General features: G+C 39.4%; 18 protein-coding genes. 8 read left to right on the top strand and 10 right to left on the bottom strand.

Going from position 1 to position 21,707, the window contains the following annotated elements; genetic code table 11:
* Positions 1-53 precede the first annotated feature (53 nt).
* The gene (locus tag AC0N32_RS15215; RefSeq protein WP_476394709.1) at positions 54-3,266 is read left to right on the top strand and encodes a hypothetical protein; all 3,213 of its coding nucleotides are present in this window, start codon (positions 54-56) and stop codon (positions 3,264-3,266) included.
* Positions 3,267-3,388: 122 nt separating this feature from the next.
* Positions 3,389-4,387, top strand: a complete 999-nt coding sequence (gene dusB / locus AC0N32_RS15220; protein ID WP_476394710.1) for a tRNA dihydrouridine synthase DusB — start codon at positions 3,389-3,391, stop codon at positions 4,385-4,387.
* 39 nt (positions 4,388-4,426) lie between these two features.
* On the opposite strand, the gene deoC is transcribed toward dusB, so the two are convergent.
* From deoC to AC0N32_RS15245, 5 genes are all read right to left on the bottom strand, one after another.
* On the bottom strand, positions 4,427-5,170 hold the full coding sequence (gene deoC / locus AC0N32_RS15225) for a deoxyribose-phosphate aldolase (RefSeq protein WP_476394711.1): 744 nt from the start codon (positions 5,168-5,170) through the stop codon (positions 4,427-4,429).
* 4 nt (positions 5,171-5,174) lie between these two features.
* A complete protein-coding gene (locus tag AC0N32_RS15230) occupies positions 5,175-5,645 on the bottom strand; it encodes an Lrp/AsnC family transcriptional regulator (RefSeq protein ID WP_476394712.1) in 471 nt (156 codons plus the stop codon).
* A gap of 34 nt (positions 5,646-5,679) precedes the next feature.
* Positions 5,680-6,609, bottom strand: a complete 930-nt coding sequence (locus tag AC0N32_RS15235; protein WP_476394713.1) for an endonuclease/exonuclease/phosphatase family protein — start codon at positions 6,607-6,609, stop codon at positions 5,680-5,682.
* Between the two features lie 376 nt (positions 6,610-6,985).
* Positions 6,986-7,657 (bottom strand): tRNA (guanosine(37)-N1)-methyltransferase TrmD, encoded by a 672-nt coding sequence (gene trmD / locus AC0N32_RS15240; protein ID WP_476394714.1) that lies wholly within the window; start codon positions 7,655-7,657, stop codon positions 6,986-6,988.
* Positions 7,654-8,916: an NAD(P)/FAD-dependent oxidoreductase gene (locus AC0N32_RS15245; RefSeq protein ID WP_476394715.1), complete on the bottom strand. Its 1,263-nt coding sequence runs from the start codon at positions 8,914-8,916 to the stop codon at positions 7,654-7,656. The genes trmD and AC0N32_RS15245 overlap by 4 nt, the downstream gene beginning before the upstream one ends.
* Positions 8,917-8,982: 66 nt before the next feature.
* On the opposite strand from AC0N32_RS15245, the gene AC0N32_RS15250 reads away from it, so the two are divergent.
* On the top strand, positions 8,983-9,846 hold the full coding sequence (locus AC0N32_RS15250; protein ID WP_476394716.1) for a glycoside hydrolase family 25 protein: 864 nt from the start codon (positions 8,983-8,985) through the stop codon (positions 9,844-9,846).
* 7 nt (positions 9,847-9,853) lie between these two features.
* On the opposite strand, the gene AC0N32_RS15255 is transcribed toward AC0N32_RS15250, so the two are convergent.
* Complete coding sequence (locus tag AC0N32_RS15255; RefSeq protein WP_476394717.1) at positions 9,854-11,002, bottom strand: 8-amino-7-oxononanoate synthase; 1,149 nt, start codon at positions 11,000-11,002, stop codon at positions 9,854-9,856.
* 38 nt (positions 11,003-11,040) lie between these two features.
* Positions 11,041-11,556, bottom strand: coding sequence for a DUF1761 domain-containing protein (locus AC0N32_RS15260; protein WP_476394718.1), 516 nt, complete (start codon positions 11,554-11,556; stop codon positions 11,041-11,043).
* Between the two features lie 261 nt (positions 11,557-11,817).
* Here AC0N32_RS15260 and AC0N32_RS15265 point away from each other — a divergent pair, with 261 nt between their 5' ends.
* On the top strand, positions 11,818-13,719 hold the full coding sequence (locus AC0N32_RS15265; RefSeq protein ID WP_476394719.1) for an ABC-F family ATP-binding cassette domain-containing protein: 1,902 nt from the start codon (positions 11,818-11,820) through the stop codon (positions 13,717-13,719).
* A 131-nt stretch (positions 13,720-13,850) separates the two neighbouring features.
* Here the strand turns inward: AC0N32_RS15265 and AC0N32_RS15270 are convergent, their stop codons facing one another.
* Positions 13,851-14,906, bottom strand: a complete 1,056-nt coding sequence (locus AC0N32_RS15270; protein WP_476394720.1) for a Gfo/Idh/MocA family oxidoreductase — start codon at positions 14,904-14,906, stop codon at positions 13,851-13,853.
* 175 nt (positions 14,907-15,081) lie between these two features.
* Here AC0N32_RS15270 and AC0N32_RS15275 point away from each other — a divergent pair, with 175 nt between their 5' ends.
* The 3 genes from AC0N32_RS15275 (at position 15,082) to AC0N32_RS15285 (ending at position 18,715) form a co-directional block, all read left to right on the top strand.
* Positions 15,082-17,364 carry a TonB-dependent siderophore receptor gene (locus AC0N32_RS15275; RefSeq protein ID WP_476394721.1) on the top strand — a complete coding sequence of 761 codons (2,283 nt, stop codon included), beginning with the start codon at positions 15,082-15,084 and terminating at the stop codon, positions 17,362-17,364.
* Positions 17,365-17,450: 86 nt separating this feature from the next.
* Positions 17,451-17,966 carry a hypothetical protein gene (locus tag AC0N32_RS15280; RefSeq protein ID WP_476394722.1) on the top strand — a complete coding sequence of 172 codons (516 nt, stop codon included), beginning with the start codon at positions 17,451-17,453 and terminating at the stop codon, positions 17,964-17,966.
* Between the two features lie 155 nt (positions 17,967-18,121).
* Positions 18,122-18,715, top strand: a complete 594-nt coding sequence (locus AC0N32_RS15285; protein ID WP_476394723.1) for a hypothetical protein — start codon at positions 18,122-18,124, stop codon at positions 18,713-18,715.
* A 107-nt stretch (positions 18,716-18,822) separates the two neighbouring features.
* Here AC0N32_RS15285 and AC0N32_RS15290 read toward each other — a convergent pair whose 3' ends face one another.
* A complete protein-coding gene (locus AC0N32_RS15290; RefSeq protein ID WP_476394724.1) occupies positions 18,823-19,458 on the bottom strand; it encodes a peroxiredoxin in 636 nt (211 codons plus the stop codon).
* A gap of 95 nt (positions 19,459-19,553) precedes the next feature.
* Here AC0N32_RS15290 and AC0N32_RS15295 point away from each other — a divergent pair, with 95 nt between their 5' ends.
* A complete protein-coding gene (locus AC0N32_RS15295) occupies positions 19,554-20,453 on the top strand; it encodes a mechanosensitive ion channel family protein (RefSeq protein WP_476394725.1) in 900 nt (299 codons plus the stop codon).
* Positions 20,454-20,515: 62 nt separating this feature from the next.
* Here AC0N32_RS15295 and sucC read toward each other — a convergent pair whose 3' ends face one another.
* On the bottom strand, positions 20,516-21,706 hold the full coding sequence (sucC, locus tag AC0N32_RS15300; protein WP_476394726.1) for an ADP-forming succinate--CoA ligase subunit beta: 1,191 nt from the start codon (positions 21,704-21,706) through the stop codon (positions 20,516-20,518).
* Position 21,707: the final 1 nt, after the last annotated feature.

A 21,707-nucleotide genomic window follows, 5' to 3' on the forward strand; every position in this document is an offset into this window, starting at 1 on the left:
CGATTATTTCTAAAGGCTTGCGGAATTACATCCTGATATTCGTGTTTATTTTTATGGGCATATTCTCCGGAAATGCTCAGATATTCACGTGGAAAAATCCGAACCTTCCGCAGGACAGCATCAGACAGGACAGCATCCGGCAGGATAGCATACTGGCCGCAAAATTCGAGCAGGATATTTTCGTAAAAGACACGATGGATTTTGTGAAAACCAGCAACCGGATCATCGTTGACGAAGCAGTTCTGGCCAAAAATGATAAAAAAAGATTTTTAGGAGAGTTAAATTCCAAAGGATCCATCATCCGCGGAATTACCTTTGGAAACAACCAGGGCCAGTCGGTACAAAGTTCCATGGATCTGCAAATCTCAGGGAGACTATCTAAAGACGTAACGATCCTGGCCAGTATTTCAGATCACAATTTACCTATCCAAGCCGACGGATATACCCAAACTCTTGAAGAATTCGACAAGATCTATATGCAGCTCAATATTAAGGATAAATCGATCCTGAGAGCCGGCCATCTCGATCTCGTGGAAGCCAAAAATTATTTTGCCAAATATCAGCGAAGAAGCATGGGGCTTGAGTTCCAGACCGAATTCGGGAAAGAGAATAAAACATTCGTCGATATCTCAATGGGAGTGGCACGAAGTGAATTTCACAGGATCCGTTTCCAGGGGGTTGAAGGAAACCAGGGACCTTACCGTCTTACCGGAAAAAACGGGGAACAGTTTATTACCCTGATCTCAGGTTCGGAACAGGTTTTCATTGACGGAATTTTGATGAAGCGCGGAGAAAACCAGGATTACATCATCAATTACAATACGGGTGAAGTGACCTTTACCAGTTTCCGACCTATTTTCCAGCAGAATTTCATTACGATTTCATACAATTATACCAACCGGAATTATTCCAGATATCTATTCACCGGAAAAGTTGAGCACAAAAGAGAAAAGCTGAAACTCGGGCTCAACTGGTTTATGGAAAACGACAATAAAAATGCGCCGTTGGCCCTGAATCTCTCCCCTGAAGATCAGCAGATTCTGGCAGAGGCAGGAAATAATCCCAACCTGATGTACGCCCCTTCCGGTGTCGTTACGGAATATGATGTCAATAAAATTCTTTACAGGATGGTTCAGGATCCGGCCGGGAATTATTATCAGTTCTCAACGGATGCTACCCAGACTTTATATACCGTTTCCTTTACTTATTTTGGGGCCAACCTGGGAGATTATAAAATTACACAAACCACGAATAACGGCCGCGTTTTCGAATATGCAGGGCCAAATATGGGAGATTACCGGGCCGTGCGGAAACTTCCTTCGCCGGAAAAGTCGCAGGTGTACTCATTAAATTCCGAATATGCGTTGAAGGACGGTAAAATAGGGGCAGACATCTCCTTAAGCAACTATGATGTCAATCTTTTCTCCTCTAAAGATTCTGACCAGAACATCGGATATGCGTGGCGCATTTTCGGAAATAAAACATTCACCAAAAACAACTGGAAAGGTACTCCGAATTTTGAATACCAGTACATCGACCGGCAGTTTCATATTTTAGACAGGATCAACGATGTAGAATTTTCCAGGGATTTCAACCTCGCCCAGGAATTCAGCGGCAGAACCCAGAACAGGTTTATTTTCAGCTTTTTAAATAAATGGAATAATAAATCAACCTTAAATTACAGGATCAATTACCTTGACGAACAGGACTCTTATAAGGGAATAAAGAATGATCTCGATTTCGGGTGGATCAGTGGAAAATTCTTTACCAAAGGAAATCTTTCTTACCTGAATACCAATGCTGTTCTCCAGGATACAAAATTCATCCGCGGAGGTGTATCTACTGAATTTACCGGCAAAAAAGGAAGTTGGGCAGTCGGCGGAAGCATGGAACACAACGAAAAAAAATACAACGATACCCAGCTGATGGATGTCACCAGCTTTAGCTGGAGAGAAATTTTTGTTCAGAAAAAGATCGGAGACAGCGCGAGAACAAAGCTACTGACCAAAGTATATATGAGGGACAATGATTCGGTACGCGACAACAGGCTTCAAAGCATGAACAATATCCTGGGATTTATGGCGGAAAGCCAGATCATTAAAACAGAAAAAACGACACTGAATGCCCTGCTCCATTACCGTAAGTTCTTTTACCAGAATCAGGATGCCGATGCTTCCAGAAACAATGATTTCGTCGTAGGGAATATTCTGTACAACCAGCAGCTTTTCAGAAACGGAATGCGTCTTCAGGCTTTCTATGAACTCGGAAACGGGCAGGAAGCGCAACGGGAATTCCAGTATATAAAGGTAACGGACGGGCAAGGTATTTACAAATGGACCGATTACAACGGGGACGGTGTTCAGCAGCTCGACGAATTTGAAATCGCAGAATACTCGGATCTGGCACAATACATCAGGATTTACACCAATTCCGTACGGTATATTCCTTCCAACAAAAACAAAATTCAGCTGGCTTTGTTTGTCAATCCTTCGATCGTTTTCAATTCGGAAAATAAATTTTTAAAGCGCTGGAATTTTAATGTTTCATTAAATTCTCAAAACTCGTTCTACAAAAAGGATAAAGTTCTCGTTTTAAATCCATTTGAAAAAAATGATGATCAGATTCTTAAAAATCAGAACATTCTGGCATCCGCACAATTCAGCCCGACGGAAAAATCCGGCTGGAACGGTAACTACCGGTTTATTTCAAACGACAACCTCATCAATGCCAATTTCAGTAATGAAGAACGGGAGCAGATTTCACACTTTCTGAATATAGGGTATTGGTTTAATAAAGAATTCAGGATCGACTGGGAAAACTCCGTTCACGACATCCGGAATTCTTCGCAGCTGTTCACCACCAGGGATTACCGCCTGAATAATTTTGAAACAAAACCCAAAGCCACGTACAAATTTACCGATGCGATCCAGGCTGAGCTTTCTTCTGCTTTCCGGCAAAAAGACAGGATCGACGGCGAAGAGCTTCTCAAGGCATTCGATATTACGGGAACCATTCAGTGGGAACGCAGAAAGACTTCCATCAGGGGAAACTTTTCATTTATCAACAACAATTTTACGGGAAACAATTTCAGCATTGTCGGCAACCAGATGCTCGACGGACTTAAGCCCGGAAAAAACCAGGTCTGGAGCGTATTTATTCAGCAGGCGATCAATTCATTCCTTCAATTAAATTTAAATTACGAAGGCCGAAATTCAGGAGACCGCACGATCCATATCGGAAGTATGCAGGTGAAGGCGAGTTTTTAAGGTTTTAGAGTTTTAGAGTTTTAGAGTTTAAAGTTAAATGTTTTTCCCTTATGCACAATCATCATTTACGTTAATAGATACTATCATATTTTGAAGTTGCCGGAATTTTGTAAATTTGCGCCATGATAAAAATTGGCAACATAGAACTGCCGGAATTTCCGCTTTTACTGGCACCAATGGAAGACGTGAGCGACCCGCCTTTCAGAAGGTTATGCAAAATGCATGGCGCAGATTTAATGTATTCTGAGTTTATTTCTTCAGAAGGATTAATTCGTGATGCGATCAAGAGCAGAAAAAAGCTGGATATTTTTGACTATGAAAGACCTGTAGGAATCCAGATCTTCGGAGGTGATGAGGAAGCAATGGCGATGTCTGCGAGAATTGTCGAAACTGTAAACCCTGATCTGGTAGACATCAATTTCGGTTGCCCAGTAAAAAAAGTGGTCTGCAAAGGAGCCGGTGCCGGAGTTTTGAAAGATATCGATCTCATGGTACGCCTTACAAAAGCGGTCGTAAGCTCTACCAGCTTACCGGTAACCGTTAAAACCCGTCTTGGCTGGGACAGCACCTCGATCAATATAGACGAAGTTGCAGAGCGTCTTCAGGAAACAGGCATCAAAGCATTAACGATTCATGCCAGAACACGTGCACAGATGTACAAGGGCGAGGCAGACTGGGAGCATATTTCAAGAATCAAGCAAAATCCTAATATTGAAATTCCGATCTTTGGAAACGGCGACATCGATTCTCCCGAAAAAGCTTTGGAATATAAACAGAAATATGCCTGCGACGGCATCATGATTGGCCGTGCAGCCATCGGGTATCCATGGATATTTAACGAGATTAAGCATTTCTTCAGGACCGGCGAACATTTACCTGCGCCTACGATAGAAGACCGATTATTGGCTGTCCGCCAGCACGCAGAGTGGAGTGCAGAGTGGAAAGGCGAGCGATTGGGATTGGTTGAAATGAGACAGCACTACAGCAATTACTTCCGTGGTGTTCCCCATTTCAAGGATTTCAGGAAGAAATTTTTAGAAGTTTTCACCCTGGAAGAAATGGATGCATTGATTCATGAGACAAGAGAATTCTATTCGGAATATTTAGCTTCACAGGCTTAAAAAACAAAAACCATCAGTGTATTTCTGATGGTTTTATATTTAGTATCCTTCTTGTGTAGTCTTATTATTTATCAAAGCCAGGGCTGAGGAAGTTCCGATCCTTTTTACTCCCATGCTGATCATTTTTTCGGCATCTTCAGGAGTTCTTACACCGCCGGCCGCTTTTACAGGAAGCCCATCTGCGTTGTCGAGCATTATTTTGATTCCTTCAAAGGTTGCTCCGTTAGGCTTTCCGTTTTCCGTTTCGAAAAATCCGGTAGATGACTTCACAAATATTTTAGGCCATTCATTTTCTGAAAAATATTCCTTAGCCCATTGCGATATATTCTTCGTAAGGTCTGCAATTTGCGTATCATTCAGTGCTGCAATTTCTATGATCCATTTTGCAATTTTATCATGCTGCATGCATAGTTGGGTGCATTCTATGAACTCATTTTTCACCAGATCCAATTCCCCTTTCAGGTAAGCGTTGTAATTAATCACGAAATCAAGTTCATCCGCGCCGTCGGCAATTGCTTTCTCCGCTTCATTCAGTTTTTCTTCCGTGGAATAAGTACCTTCATGAAAACCGATGACCGTGCCTACTGCAACATTTGAATTCTGTTCTTTAATATATTTTTTGATCTCAGAAACATAATCAGGCCTTATCATAACGGCAAAAATCCCGTAATCGATTGCTTCCCGGGCAAGATCTTTATCTTTCTGCAAAGTTTCTTCAGATGACATTCCGGACTGTTCCGGAGTTTTCAGATAGGTTGAATCTAAATATTGCGCAATATTCATAAGTTTATACTTTCAGTTGTCGGTAAATACCCTGTTCCAAAGATATGAAAGTTTCTGTTCTTGTCACCCCTTTCAGCTTCTGAAGTTTGCTGAGAATCTGCATGAGGTGATCATTATCCTTGCAGAGTACTTTCAGGAAAATCGTATAATTTCCGGTTGTGTAATGCGCTTCCACGACTTCATTAATTTCTTTCAGCGCCTTTACCATATCGGGATAATGGCTGGGTTTATCGAGAAACACACCGATGTATGAGATCACTTTATATCCTATTTTTTTAGGATTAAGAAACGAAATTGAATTTTCAATCACTCCCGCCTGCTCGAGTTTTTTTATCCGCTGGTGCACTGCGGTGGTAGAAATGCCTATCGCTTTGGAAATATGTGCCAAAGAGGTCTTGGAATTATCCATCAGCATGTAAATAATTTCTTTGTCGATCGAATCTAACTGATAACTCGTGTTGTCTGAATTTTTCATTCTCTACTTAATTTATGTTTTCACATTTGTTTTTTTACTTACCGAGCGTCACAAAAACCGGAAAATGGTCGCTGTAACCACCCAAATACCGTGTTCCGGAGTACGTACGGAATGGCCTGCCCTCGAATCTTTTGTCACGGCTGCTGATTTTTGGAGCATTGAATACCTCCGCACTTTGAAAAGAAAGCATATGATCTTCATTAAAAAAAGATTCCGATAATATGATCTGATCAAACAGCAATCCGGACTTGTAATGAAAAGTAGAATAATTTCCTGTAGAAAACAACTGCTGAAAAGGATTTTCCAAGATCTTTTCCTGCGAATTGCCATAGAGAATTTTTACTAAATTTTCATCATCTGGGTTTTCGTTAAAATCACCACACAAGATCACCTGCCCGTCATCATTTACAATATTCAGAATCCTTTCCCGGATTTCATTAAGGATAAAAAGCCTTTTCGGACGGTTAACATCTTTTTCGCGCTTAGAGGGAAGATGCGCAACAAAGACGTGAATCATCTCTTCTTTATATCTCAGTTTTGAATAAAGTACATCTCTCGTTGTATCGTAATTTTCTGTGTTTTTATTTTTAATTTCAAAGAAGAATGTAATAGCTTCTGAGTCTATCACGTCAACTTTCCTTTTATCATACAGCAGGGCAACGTCTACTTTTCTTTCATCCATAGAATTGTAATGTACAATGCCGTATTCAGAATTGAACGGATGCATCTGTATGAGTTCCTCCAGAACTTCCTTTCCGGAAACCTCTGAAAGACCGATAATAAAGGGAAGAATACCTTTCTGTTCCTTTATCATCTGAAAAACATTTGCTATTTTGAGAAGCTTGTTTTCATATTTTCTTTCGTCCCAATTCATTAACCCTGAATTTGTAGGATCCAGCCTGTGTTTTGGTTCAGGATCGGGCAGAAATAAATTTTCAACATTGTAAAAACTCAACAGCTCCATCAGCACGCTTTTCTAATTATTAAAACTTTCATTTTAATTTTCAGGATGTAAATTTATTATTTTATTTAATAAATCATTAATTATTTCGCAAATTTTTTACCTTAATTTTTAATTTAAATAAAAACTTTCAGGTGAAAAATTTAAACTAAATCCATTAACGATATTAAAAATTTAAATTATAATTACGTCACAGGAAAAATATTAAAAATAATTTAATCAGTAAAACTAAATTTCTATAGAATAAATTACTAAAATTAGTCTAATATAGTTAAAATTTTAAACCATTAAATACAAAATAACAATTATTATTCCGATTTTACTTATTTTATTAAACATAAAATTTGTAAACGGTAATCATTTCACCTGTTAGGTTATTTTAAAGTAAATCGGGGCGCTTTTCCTGTGTTATTCTTAAAGCTTCATCATGGCGCCATTCTTCAATTTTGGCAAAATTTCCACTCAGCAGTATTTTGGGAACTTCAAGCCCTTTATAAACTTCGGGTCTTGTGTAGATCGGAGGAGAAAGAAGATCATCCTGAAAACTGTCCGTAAGGGCACTTTGTTCGTCATTTAAAACCCCGGGAAGAAGACGAATCACCGCATCTGCAAGAACGCATGCTGCAAGCTCACCACCGGTAAGTACATAATCTCCGATCGAGATCTCTTTTGTAATGTGAAGATCCCTCACACGCTGGTCGATGCCTTTGTAATGGCCACACAAAAAAATAAGATTCTGTTTAATGGAAAGCGTATTGGCTATTTTCTGGTTTAATGTAACCCCGTCCGGCGTCAAATAAATGATTTCATCGTATTCCCTCTGGTCTTTCAGTTCGGAAATACATTTATCCAAAGGTTCCACCATCATGACCATGCCTGCGCCGCCACCGTAGGGTTCATCATCAATTTGTCGGTGCTTGTTGATGGCCCAGTCTCTCAGATGATGAAAATGTACTTCGGCAAGCCCTTTATCCATTGCTCTTTTTAAAATAGAAGTTCTGAATGGGCTTTCCATCAGCTCAGGAAGCACGCTTATGATATCAATTCTCATTGTAAAGTTTCGTTTTTTTTGTTTGGCGAAATGATTAATCGTAAAGAAGAATCTTTGTTGAAATAGCTCCACATCCAGTTGAAGAATACGGCAAGCTTGTTTCGGACGCTCAAAATTAACATTAAATGCAGAAACATCCAGAAATACCAGGCTAAAAATCCCTGAAATTTGATGAATGGCAGATCGACGACCGCCCGGTGCTTGCCAATAGTCGCCAACGAGCCTTTGTCCTCATATTCATATTCTATCCAGTCGGCCAGATTTTTCTTCAGGAGGTTTTTGCCTAAATTTTTCGCCTGATTAATCGCTACGTTGGCCACCTGCGGATGCCCCTGCGGATACTTAGGGGTTTCCATATAAGCAATATCGCCAATGGCAAAAATATTTTCGTAGCCTTTTATTCTATTATACCGGTCTGTTTTATACCTGTTTTTCACCAGTGTTTCCTGTGGAAAACCGTTTACGACATTTCCGATGACGCCCGCAGCCCAGATGACATTATTGGACGGAATGGTTTTACCGCTCTTCATGAATACTTTATCACCATCGTAGTCGGTGACGTATTCCTGGCTAAGGAAAGTAACACCAAGATCCTTCAGGTATTCCTCGGATTTATTCTGAGCTTCAGTACTCATCACGGCAAGCGGTTTTTCGGTAGAACTTACCAATATGATCTGAAGGTGATCAAAATTCATGTACGGATAGTCCCTCGGAAGAATATCTTTTTTCATTTCGGCAAACGCACCGGCCAATTCTACGCCGGTCGGGCCGCTTCCTACGATAACAATGTTCCAGTTTCCGTCGTCACTGCGGCTTTTTTCCAGAATCAGTTTTTCAAAGGTCATCAGCACATGGTTTCTGATACCGATCGCTTCCTGCGTGTTTTTCATCCCGAAAGCTCTGCCTGCAAGATCTTTGTTTCCGAAAAAATTGGTTTTGCAGCCTGTAGCAATCACGAGTTTATCATAACTGAATTCCGCTTCATCGGTAATCACCTTGTTATTTGCAGTATCAATTTCTTTAACTTCGGTAAGCCTGAATTGCGTATTCCGGGAACGCTGAAAGATTTTTCTGAATGGGAAAGAAATGTTGGACGGTTCAATTCGTCCACACGCTACCTGATAAAAAAGAGGCTGAAACATATGATGGTTTACCCGGTCTAAAACAATTACTTTCTTGTTTTTGTTGTTTAATGTTTTCGCAAGTTGCAGCCCCGCAAAACCTCCTCCTATAATGATGATCTTTTCGCGTGTTTCCATAGTACACAAATTTACTGATTTTATTTTAGCATTTGGCAGCGAAAAAAGTTAGTTTTGCAAAACTTTATGCCACCTAAAAAGTACAGCAAAAAAACCGCCAAAAAGATTCATCAGAGCCGCCGGAAGAGTTATTTTTTCCGACGTAAAGTGGTACTGGCCATACTTTTCATTGCGCTTATCGGCACGGGCTTTTACCTCAAACAGACGGTAAGCTATTATTACGCGCTTTACTTTAACAAATTTGTACATAAAAAACTGCATAATACCGAAACGGAGACCCATAGAATTCAGAAAATCATAACAGACAACCTGGATAAAACGTATGGCTTCGATATTTCCCATTACCAGAATAAGGAAGACATAAAGTGGGACAGCCTGAGCATAGGCAACAAAACGATTCCTCTGGAATTTGTCGTTATGCGCGCCACGATGGGAAACCGCCATGCCGACAAACATTTTGATGATTTCTGGGAAACGGCAAAGAAACAGGAACTGATCCGCGGGGCCTATCATTTTTACAGGGCCGATGAAGATCCGGTGATGCAGGCCAATAATTTCCTTGAAAACGTAAAACTCGAGAGTGGGGACCTGCCTCCGATTTTAGATATCGAAAAAATTCCGAAGCGCAAGACCAACAAAAAACTGATTGAAGACCTTAAAGTATGGTGCCGCATCGTGGAGGAAACATACGGACAAAAGCCCATCATTTATACCTATTATCATTATTATAAAGACTTCCTGAAGGGTGAGTTTGATGACTATCCGCTCTGGCTGGCCAATTACAATGACGTTCCGGCGCCATCTCCGGATTCCGGCTGGGATTTCTGGCAGTTTACGGAAAACGGGATCGTTCACGGAATCAACGCCAAAGTAGACCTGGATATTTATAACGGGAGCTTATGGTCCCTAAAAAGATTAACTTTAGATTAGATTTAATTTAAAGCTCATCCGGATTTTTTTTGAAAGGTTTCCGCTGTGTCCATTCTGTTTTTGGGGCAAATGATGCAAAAATCTTATCGGTAAATTTATTCAGTATGCTATTGGTATGCTTCATAAATATATAAATCTCAACAGGCTCAGCTCCGACGGTCGATTTTATTTCCAGTGCCGTTCTGCCGAAAACCACTCTTTTAAATTGATGGCTGACAGCAAATTCTACCATATCCAGCAACATATTCAGGTAGATCTGCTTTTCTTTCTGGTGTATTTTATCGTAGCCTAAAAAGTAGGTATCAACATCCGTGTTGTTTACCATTAAAGTATAAAAACCAATCATCTGTTTTTCTGAAAAATATCCGAACACTTTAAATTGTTCCCCTAAATTTTCCTTCATTTTCTCAAAATGGTTTTCAGCAAGAAAAAATGTGTTGAAAGAGGCATTTTCGGCGACATGTTGATAAAGCCGTTTCATTTCCAGACGGTAATTCCTGATTAATTCTAAATTCAATTCAAGCTTCTCAATATTCTGCAGTTTCTTTTTGGCGGCTTTCGCCCTGGCCCGGTATTTTTTTGAAAAGCTGTCCGTGTAATCCTCAAACGTTTTCCAGCTTTCTCTGATTGCCAATTTCATATTAGGCTGAACGGCGAATTGAAAATATCCTTCTTCCGGTTTTCCGAAAAACTTTCCTGCAAAAGCCTTTTGATAATCTTTACCTACGATCAGCGACGTTTTCCTGATTTCACACTGCATTTTGCGGATTGCTTTGTGTAATAGATTTACAGCATCTTCTGACTGTATTTTAGAAAAATCGAAATAAAACCCATTCTGGCCGGTAAGCATATTATTCCCCAGAATCATGATGTCTTTTACAATCATTCCTGCCGCCAGATTTTTAATCCGCATTCTGAAGTGATGATCAGTAGTCTTTTGATGCCCGATGAAATCAAGATATTGAAATAAAGCCCCTCCGACCAATTCATTTTCCTGAAAAAATCCGACCAGATAACATTCCATATTTTGCGGCTTCGACTCCTGAAGCGCATGAAAATAATTCCCGGAAAGCATGACATGATGGCTTCCGACTATTAATTCCCAGTTTCCTGGTAAATCGGAAGCTGACCTGTATATTTTCAGATGATATGACATACAAAAGACCAATCAAAACGGCCTTATCTTTTCATTAATTATTTCTGCGTTACCCAATTGAAGCTATCCGCAGCGTACCATCCACAGACGATCCCTCCCATAATGGTGATGGTAAGTGTCCAGTAGCCTGTGTTGATCATTGTGTACCTCCAGGATTTCCTTTCAAACATGGCGTTAATGGCAACAACAGGAAAAACAAATAAAAACCCGGTCATAAAGGAATGAAAGGCACCATGTCCGAAAGAGCGATAAGCGGAACCATAATCCCTCATAAAATCATAATAGGATGTTCCTGCATTCATTTCGTCGCCACCTATCATCCCCAGCGCACCAAACTGGTGAATAGTGACAAATTGAAGAAAAAGAGCGATGAACACGGAAAGAATCACCGAAAATATAAAAACACCCACCATTTGTCCTTTCATTTTATCTTCAGACAAATCAGCTTCCTGCATCCACACTTTTCCGAAAACTTTAGGATGATACCATAAAAACCCCATCATCAATGGGACAAGGGCTGCTAATAAAATAGCCCAAAAGTTAATCTGCATCATAATTATAAGTTTAAATGTTAACTACATGAAATTAATAAAAAAATCAAAATGAATAATTAAATCACAATAAAAATTCAAAATCAATTATATTATGTTAAACATTACACCATTAAACGGTTAATAATTTAAAACAACCATATTCTGGCTGTAAAAAGGTAAATATCTCTATCAAAACAAATGATATTCGTTGCTTCATGAATGTCTTATTACAATTTCGTACTTTTGCGGCCTGACAAAGTTTAAATCAAAGCAATACTCCACATGAATTACGTTTCTGCAGAAAACCTCACAAAATCTTACGGCATCAAGGTTTTGTTTGAAAACATTTCTTTCCACGTCAATGAAGGCGATAAAATTGCAATTGTTGCCAAAAACGGAAGTGGAAAATCTACCCTGCTCAAGATTTTAATGGGAAAAGAAATTGCAGACAGCGGCACCGTAGTCATCAACAAAGACATCCAGGTTGTTTTGTTTGACCAGGAAATTGATTTTGACCAGCAGCTGAGCATCGACGAATTCATGATGACCCTGGACTCCGCACCGATCAGGGCTTTAAAGGATTATCACCTGTCTCTTCATTCTACAGATAACGATTTTATCGAAAAAGCTTTAGCCGGAATGGAAGCTCATAAGGCCTGGGATCTGGAAAATGAAATGAAACAGATTCTTTCACAGCTTAAAATCACAGATCTTGATGCCAAAATGGGAACCCTTTCCGGAGGCCAGATCAAACGTGTGGCACTGGCTAAACTTCTGACAGAAACCAGAGCCGAACACCGGCATACTCTATTAATTATGGACGAACCCACCAACCATCTCGACGTCGAAATGGTAGAATGGCTGGAAAACTATCTGAATAAAGCAAAAATTACGCTTCTCCTTGTGACGCACGACCGATATTTCCTCGACAGTGTTTGTGACATCATCTGGGAAATGGAAGACAAAAACCTGTATGTTCATAACGGTTCTTATGCCACCTATCTTGAAAATAAGATGATCCGCGAAGACAATATGAATGCCACCATAGACAAAGCCAACAACCTGTACAGAAAAGAACTGGAATGGATGCGCCGGCAGCCGAAAGCGAGAACCACCAAATCAAAATCCAGAATTGATGCGTTCTATGAAACGGAAAAAGTAGCCAAAACCGACACCAGCAAACAGGGCCTTGAACTGGATTTTGAAATGAAAAGGCTGGGCAATAAAATTCTTGAACTGAAACATATTGATAAAAGCTTCGGAGATAATGTTTTGTTAAAAGACTTCAGTTATCAGTTTCAACGCGGCGAGAAAGTAGGAATTGTAGGAAAAAACGGCGCCGGAAAATCGACCCTATTGAATATCATCCAGGGATTTGAAAAAGCAGATAACGGCGAAATTGAAACCGGGGAAACCATTCATTTCGGATATTTTTCACAAAAAGGACTTACCTATAAAGAAGATGAAAGAGTGATTGATTTCATCAAAGAGGTGGCCGAATATTACCCTCTTGCCAACGGAAAAAGTCTTTCGGCTTCACAGTTTTTGAGATTATTTTTATTTGATGACCAGACCCAGTACTCTCCTATTTCAAAACTTTCGGGTGGTGAAAAAAGAAGATTACACCTGATGTACATCTTATATCAAAACCCCAACTTCCTGATTTTTGACGAGCCTACCAATGATCTTGATCTCCCTACCCTAACCGTACTTGAAAACTTCTTGCAGCAATTCCAGGGATCGCTTATCATCGTTTCGCACGACCGGTATTTTATGGACCGGATTATTGACCATACCCTTGCTTTTGAAGGCAACGGAAAGATCAGGGATTTTGTAGGCAATTTTTCAGAATACCGCGAGGCAAAAAGCAAAGAGGAGGCATTAGGAAAGTCTGCATCTCCAAAAACCGAAAATGTAAAAGAAAACATTCCGGCTGCGGTCACTCCACCAAATACAGCTAAAAAGAAACGACTTTCATTCAAAGAACAGAGAGAGCTGGAAACCATTGAGAAAGAAATGCCAGAACTGGAAGATCAACGGGCTAAAATTCTGGATCAGCTGAACAATGAAAGCGACTACGAAAAAATATCAAAATTATCCTCAGACTTAGAAATGATCTCTGAAAAACTGGAAAACCACGAAATGCGCTGGCTGGAACTTCAGGAAATGCTCGGAGAAGCGTAAGGTGTTGGAGGGTTTGGGAGTTTGAGAGTTTGAGGGTTTGAGGGTTTGAGGGTAATTTAAAATGAATATTTAATCTAAAACTCTAATACTCATATACTCTTATACCCTCAAACTCTAAAACCCTTCTGACTCTACAAATAAACCACTTTCTCTCCGGCGGAACTTTCTATTGCAGTGTCAATGATTTTCATATTTCTTATAATTTCACCGGCAGGAGAAGGTAAGGCATATCCGAATACGATGAATTCATAGATCTGCTGATAATAATTCATGTAGTTTCCGGGTCCACTGCAAGTAAGAATTCTTTCTGTTTCTTTATTTTGATTTAAGAAATTAAGTATTCCATCAGGTTGTTGCAGAGGCTGCGCCCAATCTTTTCCATATTCAGGAAGGGCTCCTGCGGCCAGTTCATTTTCCTGATTGTCGGTCCGTTCCTGCAAAAAACTTCCGTTATCTCCGTGAACAGCGTAGGCATAATGCGCTTCTTTTGTGAATACTGAAGATTTCAGTCTTACCCTGAGATTGTTCTGGTAAAATAAAATCATTTCAAAATAATCATTGGCAAACTCTTTTCCTTTCATTGAAAACACATCGGCAAACAGTTTTTCAGGAGTTCCAAAATACTGTGTAGCCTGGTCTATAAGATGAGAACCCAGATCGTGCAACGATCCGGAACCTGTAGCTTCAGGATCTTCTTTATGACCCTTCCCGCTGGGATCTGTCCGGAATCTGTCGAATCGGATTTCCACTTCTTTTATATTTCCCAATTTTCCCTCATTAATTACTTTCTGTACTTGGAGATAATCGCGGTCAAATCTTCTATTCTGGTAAACGCTCAGAAACAGTCCTTTTTCCTCTGCCATCTGTACCAGCTCTTCCGCTTCAGCGACATTTACCGTAAAAGGCTTTTCCACGATGACGTTTTTACCAGCTTCAATCGCCATTTTAACATATTCAAAATGCGTTTGTACAGGCGTATTGACAACGACAAGTTCGATATCTGCCTGCTCGAGCATCTCTTCTACCGAGCGGTAGATGGTTGCATCGGGATATTTCTCTTTAGAATCTTCTTTATTCCTTTCAACAATGGCAGATAAGAAGAATCCCGGATGTTCTTTTAAAAAAGGGGCATGAAATATTTTTCCACTCATTCCGAAGGCACAAAGTCCTGTTTTTATCAATTGCATAGTTTATTTTTTATCAAAGTTATTCATAAAAGCAGCAATATCACAGCCAATCTCGGGAGACTTTTGCTTTTACCCATATTAAATATGATAAATATCACATTTTAATTTTTATTAATTCTAAATAATAATATACTTTTGCACTTATTTAAAACCACTCTAAATAACATAAGCTATCATGAAAAAACAGCTAGTAACCTTAGGATTATTGTTCACAGCCATTTCCTTGGGTGCACAAATGAAAAATACTGAAGCTGATACCGTTAAGATCCAGACGATCGAAGACGTTAATCTTCATAAAACGGGAAATCCTAATAAAGCGAGACCATTATCTACAAAATCAAACCTGACGATCATGGAAACGCCACAGCCGATCGCCATTGTCACCCATGAAATCATTGAGCAGCAGCAGGCAAAGCAGTTGAGCGATGTTCTTCAGAATGTCAATGGAATCTATATCACTTCATCAAGAGGAAATTCCCAAGATAGCTTTGGCGGACGAGGTTTTATACTAGGAAATGACAATATTTTCAAAAACGGCTCCAGAATAAACAGTGGTGTCTTTCCAGAAGTAAGCGGGCTGGAAAGAGTTGAAGTTTTAAAAGGCGCCAATGCCATGCTTTACGGAAATACTGCTGCAGGAGGGGTCATTAACATGATCACGAAAAAGCCTAAGTTCAACTTTGGAGGAAGCGTAGGAATGAATGCGGGAAGCTGGAACTCTTACAAACCAATGGTTGACATTTATGGACCATTATCAAAAAACATCGCATTTCGGGTAAACGGAGTCTATGAATATGCTGAGAGTTTCAGGGATGTTGTACAATCTGAAAAATACTACTTTAATCCATCTTTCTTATTTAATTTAAGTGACAGATCACAATTGATTGTAGAAGCGGATTATCTTAAAAATGACTTTACTCCGGATTTTGGGATTGGCTCAATAACCCAGAAAGATGGTTACACTTATCAACTTAACGAACTTCTTTCGAGAAATTCTTTCTTAGGTGCAGATTGGCAGTTTCAGAATACACAACAGGCCACAACAAACGTTACTTTCAATCATCAGATTAACCAAAGATGGTCTTTAAACGCAACAGCTTCTTACCAGAATTACACTAAAGATTATTTTTCAACCGAAAGAGTTCAGTGGGGTTATGTAAGTGATAGATTAACCTGGAAAAGACCTTTGAACAGAACGTACAACGAACAAAATTACACGTCAGCACAAATAAATCTGAATGGCGAATTCAATACCGGCAAGATAAATCATAAAGTATTAATAGGTGCGGATGCAGATTATGGTGCTGCAGATTCGTATACATATTATAATCCTGCCAATAAATTAGCGTATGGAAACAACTATTTATATGGAACCAATGGAAATAGCAATGGGATCCTTTATCTTGACAGCCCCTCATCATGGGCCAGCGGCAGCATCCCTGATGCGCAAAGATTGGAAAAAAACCGAATTAATACGAGAAGAATTGGTGTATACGCACAGGATCTTGTAAGTCTTACAAAAGAACTTAAGGTAATTGCAGGATTGAGATGGTCTTATATTGAAAATATGCCTACTATCAATACAAAATTTAAGACCAGTAAAAACGGAATTGTTGACATGAATTCTACTACCACTAAGAGCCTTGTCGACAACAGCTCTTCCGCTAATCAGGCCGTATCACCAAAAGTAGGATTAATATATGCACCAAACGATAATTTGTCCGTTTTTGCAACATACACAAATTCATTTGTAGCGAATACAGGAATATCCAGAGATAATGAAGCTTTAAATCCTACTAATATTGACCAATACGAAATTGGAGCGAAGAAAAATATTTGGAACAATGCTTTAGCTATAAATCTTACAGTCTATCAGATCCTTTACCGAAACTATTATCAGGTCGCATTAAATGATGCAGGGCAGCAGCTTGATCCTAATGGATTGATCAAAGATTTTGCAGGAAAAATGAGAAGTCGAGGTGTAGAACTTGATATTACAGGAAATCCAACCGAAAACCTTTCTATTATCGGAGGTTTTTCTTACAATAATTCTGTATACTTGGATACTCCTGAACTTTTCGGATATGTGGAGAATCAAAGATTAGTAAGAACTCCTGCAACAACAGCAAATGCATCAGTATTTTATAAATTCACCAAATATATTCCGGGGCTAAAAGTAGGAGCTGGAATTTATTATATCGGAAATAGAATAGCAGGATGGAACGATACTAAAACAGGTAGCAACAGCTTAGCATCCAGAAACGGCATCAGCAGAATGTTTGAACTGAAAGACTACACAACTGTTTCATTGTCTGTTGGCTACGAATGGAAAAAATTCATGATCCAGGGAAGAGTGGGAAATCTGTTTGATGTCGTCAATTATAATGTTCACGAAAATTATTCCGTGAATCCGATTACGCCAAGAAATTACTATTTCACGTTAACTTATAAACTGTAAAAAAAATTTAACAATAATTTTTTCATTTAAAGTGGGAATTGCATTTTTGCAGTTTCCACTTTTGAGATTTAAAAACAATAATAAATATGGATAAGATTAAGGACACAAGAAGTTTTATGAGAATCACCCACCGGTATCTCGGTTATTTTCTCGCCGGTATGATGGCGATATACGCAGTGAGTGGGGTTCTCCTGATTTACAGGGACACCGATTTTCTGAAAAAAGAAAAGAATTACGATAAAGTCATCGGCAAGAATCTGGATGAAAAAGCCCTTGGTAAAGAATTAAAAATAAAAAATTTCGAAGTAAAAGAAACGGAAGGTACCGTTCTGAAATTCAAACAGGGGACTTACGATTCTGCGACGGGGCAGGCGAAATACACTAAAAAGGAACTCCCTTTCCTGCTGGATAAAATGACGAAACTGCACAAGGCACAATCGAAAGACACCTTATCACCTCTGAACACCTTTTTCGGAATCTCGCTGTTCTTTTTCGTGATTTCAAGTTTCTGGATGTTCAATCCCAAAACAAAAGCCTTTAAACGAGGTATGGTATTTACCGTAGCCGGACTCATTGTCTCCATACTATTATTGCTGATCTGATAAGATTTTCCTTGTTTAGATCCTGAAAGTCAAATTTCAAGGTTTTTCCGATAGTATGTATCGCCGGCGAATTCACTAAACATTGATTAGTATGGCACATTTATTGTTTTTCAGAAACCACAAATGATAAACATTAAATATCAAAATAATAAATTATGAAAAAGCTAATTTTATCAGGAATACTAGCGGTAGCAGGTTTAGCTACAACCATGAATGCTCAAATTCAAAAAGGAAACTGGCTGGTAGGAAGTAGTTTAATTTCAAGTAACTTCGGATTAAACACAGGAGGAGGTTACAATATTGCTATACAGCCGAAAGGAGCATATTTCATTGAAGATAATGTTGCATTGGGAGGCTATGTTGATTTAGGATTCAACAAGGTAACCAATGGAAGTCCGACAGAATTCACTTATGGCGTAGGTGCTTTAGGACGTTACTATGTTTCACCCGGAGAAAAAGGTGTTGACAATCTATTGAATCACGGACGTTGGTTCCTTGAAGGAAATGTAGGAGTAGGCGGAAGATCTGTTGAAAATGCAGATTCCACAACAGGTCTGGATTTCGGCGTTGGTCCTGGTTACTCTTATTTCATCACTCCGAATATCGGTCTTGAAGGATTGGTAAAATACAGAGGCAGAGCAGGTTTCGGTAGCGAAGGACTTAACTCAAATATTACTTTCAACGTAGGTTTCAGCATTTATATTCCAACTTCAAAAGCTAAGCAAGTAGCGAATGATGTTACCCAATAAGAATCACTTCACACACATTATATACACGTAAAACCGAAATCGCCGCAGAAATATTTCTGCGGCGATTTTCTTACAAATTAAAACTAAACTATAAAAAATCAAATAAATCATGTATTCGGTTGTGGCGTATACCGCAGGTAGGGTTTTACCTCCGTTACCCCTTTAGGAAATATCTTTCTTGCATCTTCCGTAGAAACAGCGGGAGGCACGATCACATCATCACCGTTCTTCCAGTTCACAGGAGTGGCTATCTTATAATTGTCAACCAGCTGAAGAGAGTCAAGTACTCGGAGAATTTCATTAAAATTTCTTCCTGTTGAAGCCGGATAAGTAATAATCAGCCTTACTTTTTTTTCAGGATCAATGATGAGTAAAGAACGCACGGTAGCCGTTGCTGAAGCATTAGGATGTATAAAATCATAAAGCTCAGAAATTTTTCGATCTTTGTCTGCAATGATGGGAAACTGCACATCAGTATCCTGGGTTTCATTGATATCTTTGATCCAGTTTTTGTGATCTTCTACTCCATCCACGCTCAGCGCAATGACTTTGGTTCCTCTTTTATCAAATTCAGATTTAAGCTTTGATGTAAATCCAAGCTCTGTGGTGCAGACCGGTGTATAATCTGCAGGATGGGAAAACAGGATTCCCCAGGAATCCCCCAGGTATTCGTGAAAACTGATTTTTCCCAAAGACGTGTCCGCCTCAAAATCCGGTGCTAAATCTCCTAGTTTAATTGACATAATATTTTGTTCTTATTAGTCTACAAATTTAGTAGAGTTTTTGAAACTGGCAAAATTTTTGTTAAAAAAAATAAGTAATTATTAAAAATTTATTCATGCTGAAAAATGGTTTAAGTTATGTTGATGTCGTTTATAATGTTCTGGAAAATTGGTATATCAAGTTTGCGCAAATCACGCCGAAGCTTGTTGTCGGAATTATTGTATTTTCTTTTTTCCTCTTTACCAGTAAATATCTGAGTCAGATTTCAGTAAAAATATTTCACAAACTCTTTCCGAAAAGCAAAAAAGAAAGCTCCCTGGTAACCCTTATTGGTGTATTCAGGTTTCTGATCATGGTAATGGGAACGTTCATCGCCCTGGAAATCATGGGTTTCAGCGGGTTTTTGTGGAAATTTATCGGAAGTTTAGGAGTAGCCGGGGTTATTGCCGGGGTGGCTTTAAAAGATCTGGTATCCAGTATTTTTTCCGGATTGCTGATCGGCATCGACAAAGCATTTAAAGTGGGAGATTATGTCACGATAGGAAACAATTCGGGTACGGTATCAGAAATTGGATTTTTGACCACCAAAGTAATCGGTGATGATGGAAAAAAGGTGTACATTCCCAATCAGGTGATTTTCAATTCTCCATTCTACAATTTTACAGCATCTCCTCAAAGGAAAATTTATTTAAATTTTGAAATTCCCGCAGATCAGGATATAGAAAAAGCACAACAGGCCGTTCTGGAAGTGGTACAGAAACTCGATAATGTCGACCGGCCGGAAACAGCAACCGTAGTTATCACGGATCTTAAGCAGGGGATCTTCAATCTGCAGGCCAAATTTCCTATGGTGGTTGGCGCAGACATGATGCTGCTGAAGAGCATTTCCTATCTTGAAATCAAAAAACGCCTGGATTCAGAAGGCATACAGCTGGTGACGCCTACAAGCATAAGCATTACAGGAGGAGAAAATATCAATCCTGATAAAGCAATCAATATAGAAGACAAGATATAATCACAAAAAAAACCGTTGCCCTAGAATTTCAGGCAACGGTTTTGACTTTATTTATTTCAGTCTTAAGCTAAAACTTCTTTCACTTTGTTGGCAGCTTCTTCAAGCGTAATAGCAGAATGTACAGGAAGACCTGAGTCATCAATTAACTGCTTAGCTTCAACAGCATTCGTTCCCTGTAATCTTACGATCAACGGAACAGGAAGGCTTCCCATCGCTTTATAAGCATCAACCACACCCTGAGCCACTCTGTCGCATCTTACGATACCTCCGAAGATATTGATCAGGATTGCTTTTACATTCGGATCTCTTAAGATGATTCCGAAAGCTGTCTGTACTCTCTGAGCATCGGCAGTACCACCCACGTCAAGGAAGTTGGCAGGATTACCTCCGGATAATTTAATAATATCCATCGTTGCCATCGCAAGACCGGCACCGTTTACCATACAGGCAACATTACCATCAAGCTTCACGAAGTTAAGACCAGCTTCACCCGCTTCAACATCGATAGGATCTTCTTCTCTTGTATCTCTAAGTGCTTCAAGATCTTTGTGACGGAACAATGAGTTGCCATCCAATGTTACTTTAGCATCAACAGCAATAATTTTGTTATCGGAAGTCTTTAATACAGGGTTGATTTCAAAAAGAGAAGCATCAATTCCTACATAAGCATTGTATAGAGAAGTGATGAATTTTGTGAATTCTTTGAAAGCGTTCCCTTCAAGTCCTAAATTGAAAGCAATTTTTCTGGCCTGGAACCCCTGAAGACCCAAAGCCGGATCGATCAATTCGTTGTGGATCAAATGAGGAGTCACTTCCGCAACGTGCTCAATATCCATCCCACCTTCCGTAGAATATACGATTGTATTTTTACCTTCAGCTCTGTCTAAAAGAATAGAAACATAGAATTCTTTTGTTTCGGATTCTCCCGGATAATATACATCTTCTGCAATCAAAACAGAATTTACTTTTTTACCTTCAGCAGAAGTCTGTGGCGTTACCAACTGCATTCCGATGATGTTCTGAGCGTTTTCTTTAAGCTTATCCATGTTTGGAGAGAACTTTACACCGCCACCTTTACCACGACCACCCGCGTGGATCTGTGCTTTTACAACCCATGCCTGAGCTCCGGTTTCAGCAGTCAGCTTTTCAGCAGCAGCTACAGCTTCATCTACGTTGTTTGCAACGAAACCACGTTGGATAGCTACTCCATACTTTGATAAAATCTCTTTTGATTGATACTCGTGAAGATTCATA

Source organism: Chryseobacterium endophyticum, from assembly GCF_056333165.1.

Bases quoted from the DNA above. Each gene is read 5' to 3' on its own strand.
- AC0N32_RS15245 (WP_476394715.1), bottom strand. From the start codon at position 8,916: ATGGAAACACGCGAAAAGATCATCATTATAGGAGGAGGTTTTGCGGGG.
- AC0N32_RS15255 (WP_476394717.1), bottom strand. From the start codon at position 11,002: ATGTCATATCATCTGAAAATATACAGGTCAGCTTCCGATTTACCAGGA.
- AC0N32_RS15250 (WP_476394716.1), top strand. From the start codon at position 8,983: ATGCCACCTAAAAAGTACAGCAAAAAAACCGCCAAAAAGATTCATCAG.
- AC0N32_RS15230 (WP_476394712.1), bottom strand. From the start codon at position 5,645: ATGAAAAATTCAGACAACACGAGTTATCAGTTAGATTCGATCGACAAA.
- deoC (WP_476394711.1), bottom strand. From the start codon at position 5,170: ATGAATATTGCGCAATATTTAGATTCAACCTATCTGAAAACTCCGGAA.
- AC0N32_RS15290 (WP_476394724.1), bottom strand. From the start codon at position 19,458: ATGTCAATTAAACTAGGAGATTTAGCACCGGATTTTGAGGCGGACACG.
- dusB (WP_476394710.1), top strand. From the start codon at position 3,389: ATGATAAAAATTGGCAACATAGAACTGCCGGAATTTCCGCTTTTACTG.
- AC0N32_RS15270 (WP_476394720.1), bottom strand. From the start codon at position 14,906: ATGCAATTGATAAAAACAGGACTTTGTGCCTTCGGAATGAGTGGAAAA.
- AC0N32_RS15265 (WP_476394719.1), top strand. From the start codon at position 11,818: ATGAATTACGTTTCTGCAGAAAACCTCACAAAATCTTACGGCATCAAG.
- AC0N32_RS15285 (WP_476394723.1), top strand. From the start codon at position 18,122: ATGAAAAAGCTAATTTTATCAGGAATACTAGCGGTAGCAGGTTTAGCT.
- trmD (WP_476394714.1), bottom strand. From the start codon at position 7,657: ATGAGAATTGATATCATAAGCGTGCTTCCTGAGCTGATGGAAAGCCCA.
- AC0N32_RS15215 (WP_476394709.1), top strand. From the start codon at position 54: ATGGGCATATTCTCCGGAAATGCTCAGATATTCACGTGGAAAAATCCG.
- AC0N32_RS15295 (WP_476394725.1), top strand. From the start codon at position 19,554: ATGCTGAAAAATGGTTTAAGTTATGTTGATGTCGTTTATAATGTTCTG.
- AC0N32_RS15275 (WP_476394721.1), top strand. From the start codon at position 15,082: ATGAAAAAACAGCTAGTAACCTTAGGATTATTGTTCACAGCCATTTCC.
- AC0N32_RS15260 (WP_476394718.1), bottom strand. From the start codon at position 11,556: ATGATGCAGATTAACTTTTGGGCTATTTTATTAGCAGCCCTTGTCCCA.
- AC0N32_RS15235 (WP_476394713.1), bottom strand. From the start codon at position 6,609: ATGGAGCTGTTGAGTTTTTACAATGTTGAAAATTTATTTCTGCCCGAT.
- AC0N32_RS15280 (WP_476394722.1), top strand. From the start codon at position 17,451: ATGGATAAGATTAAGGACACAAGAAGTTTTATGAGAATCACCCACCGG.
- sucC (WP_476394726.1), bottom strand. From the start codon at position 21,706: ATGAATCTTCACGAGTATCAATCAAAAGAGATTTTATCAAAGTATGGA.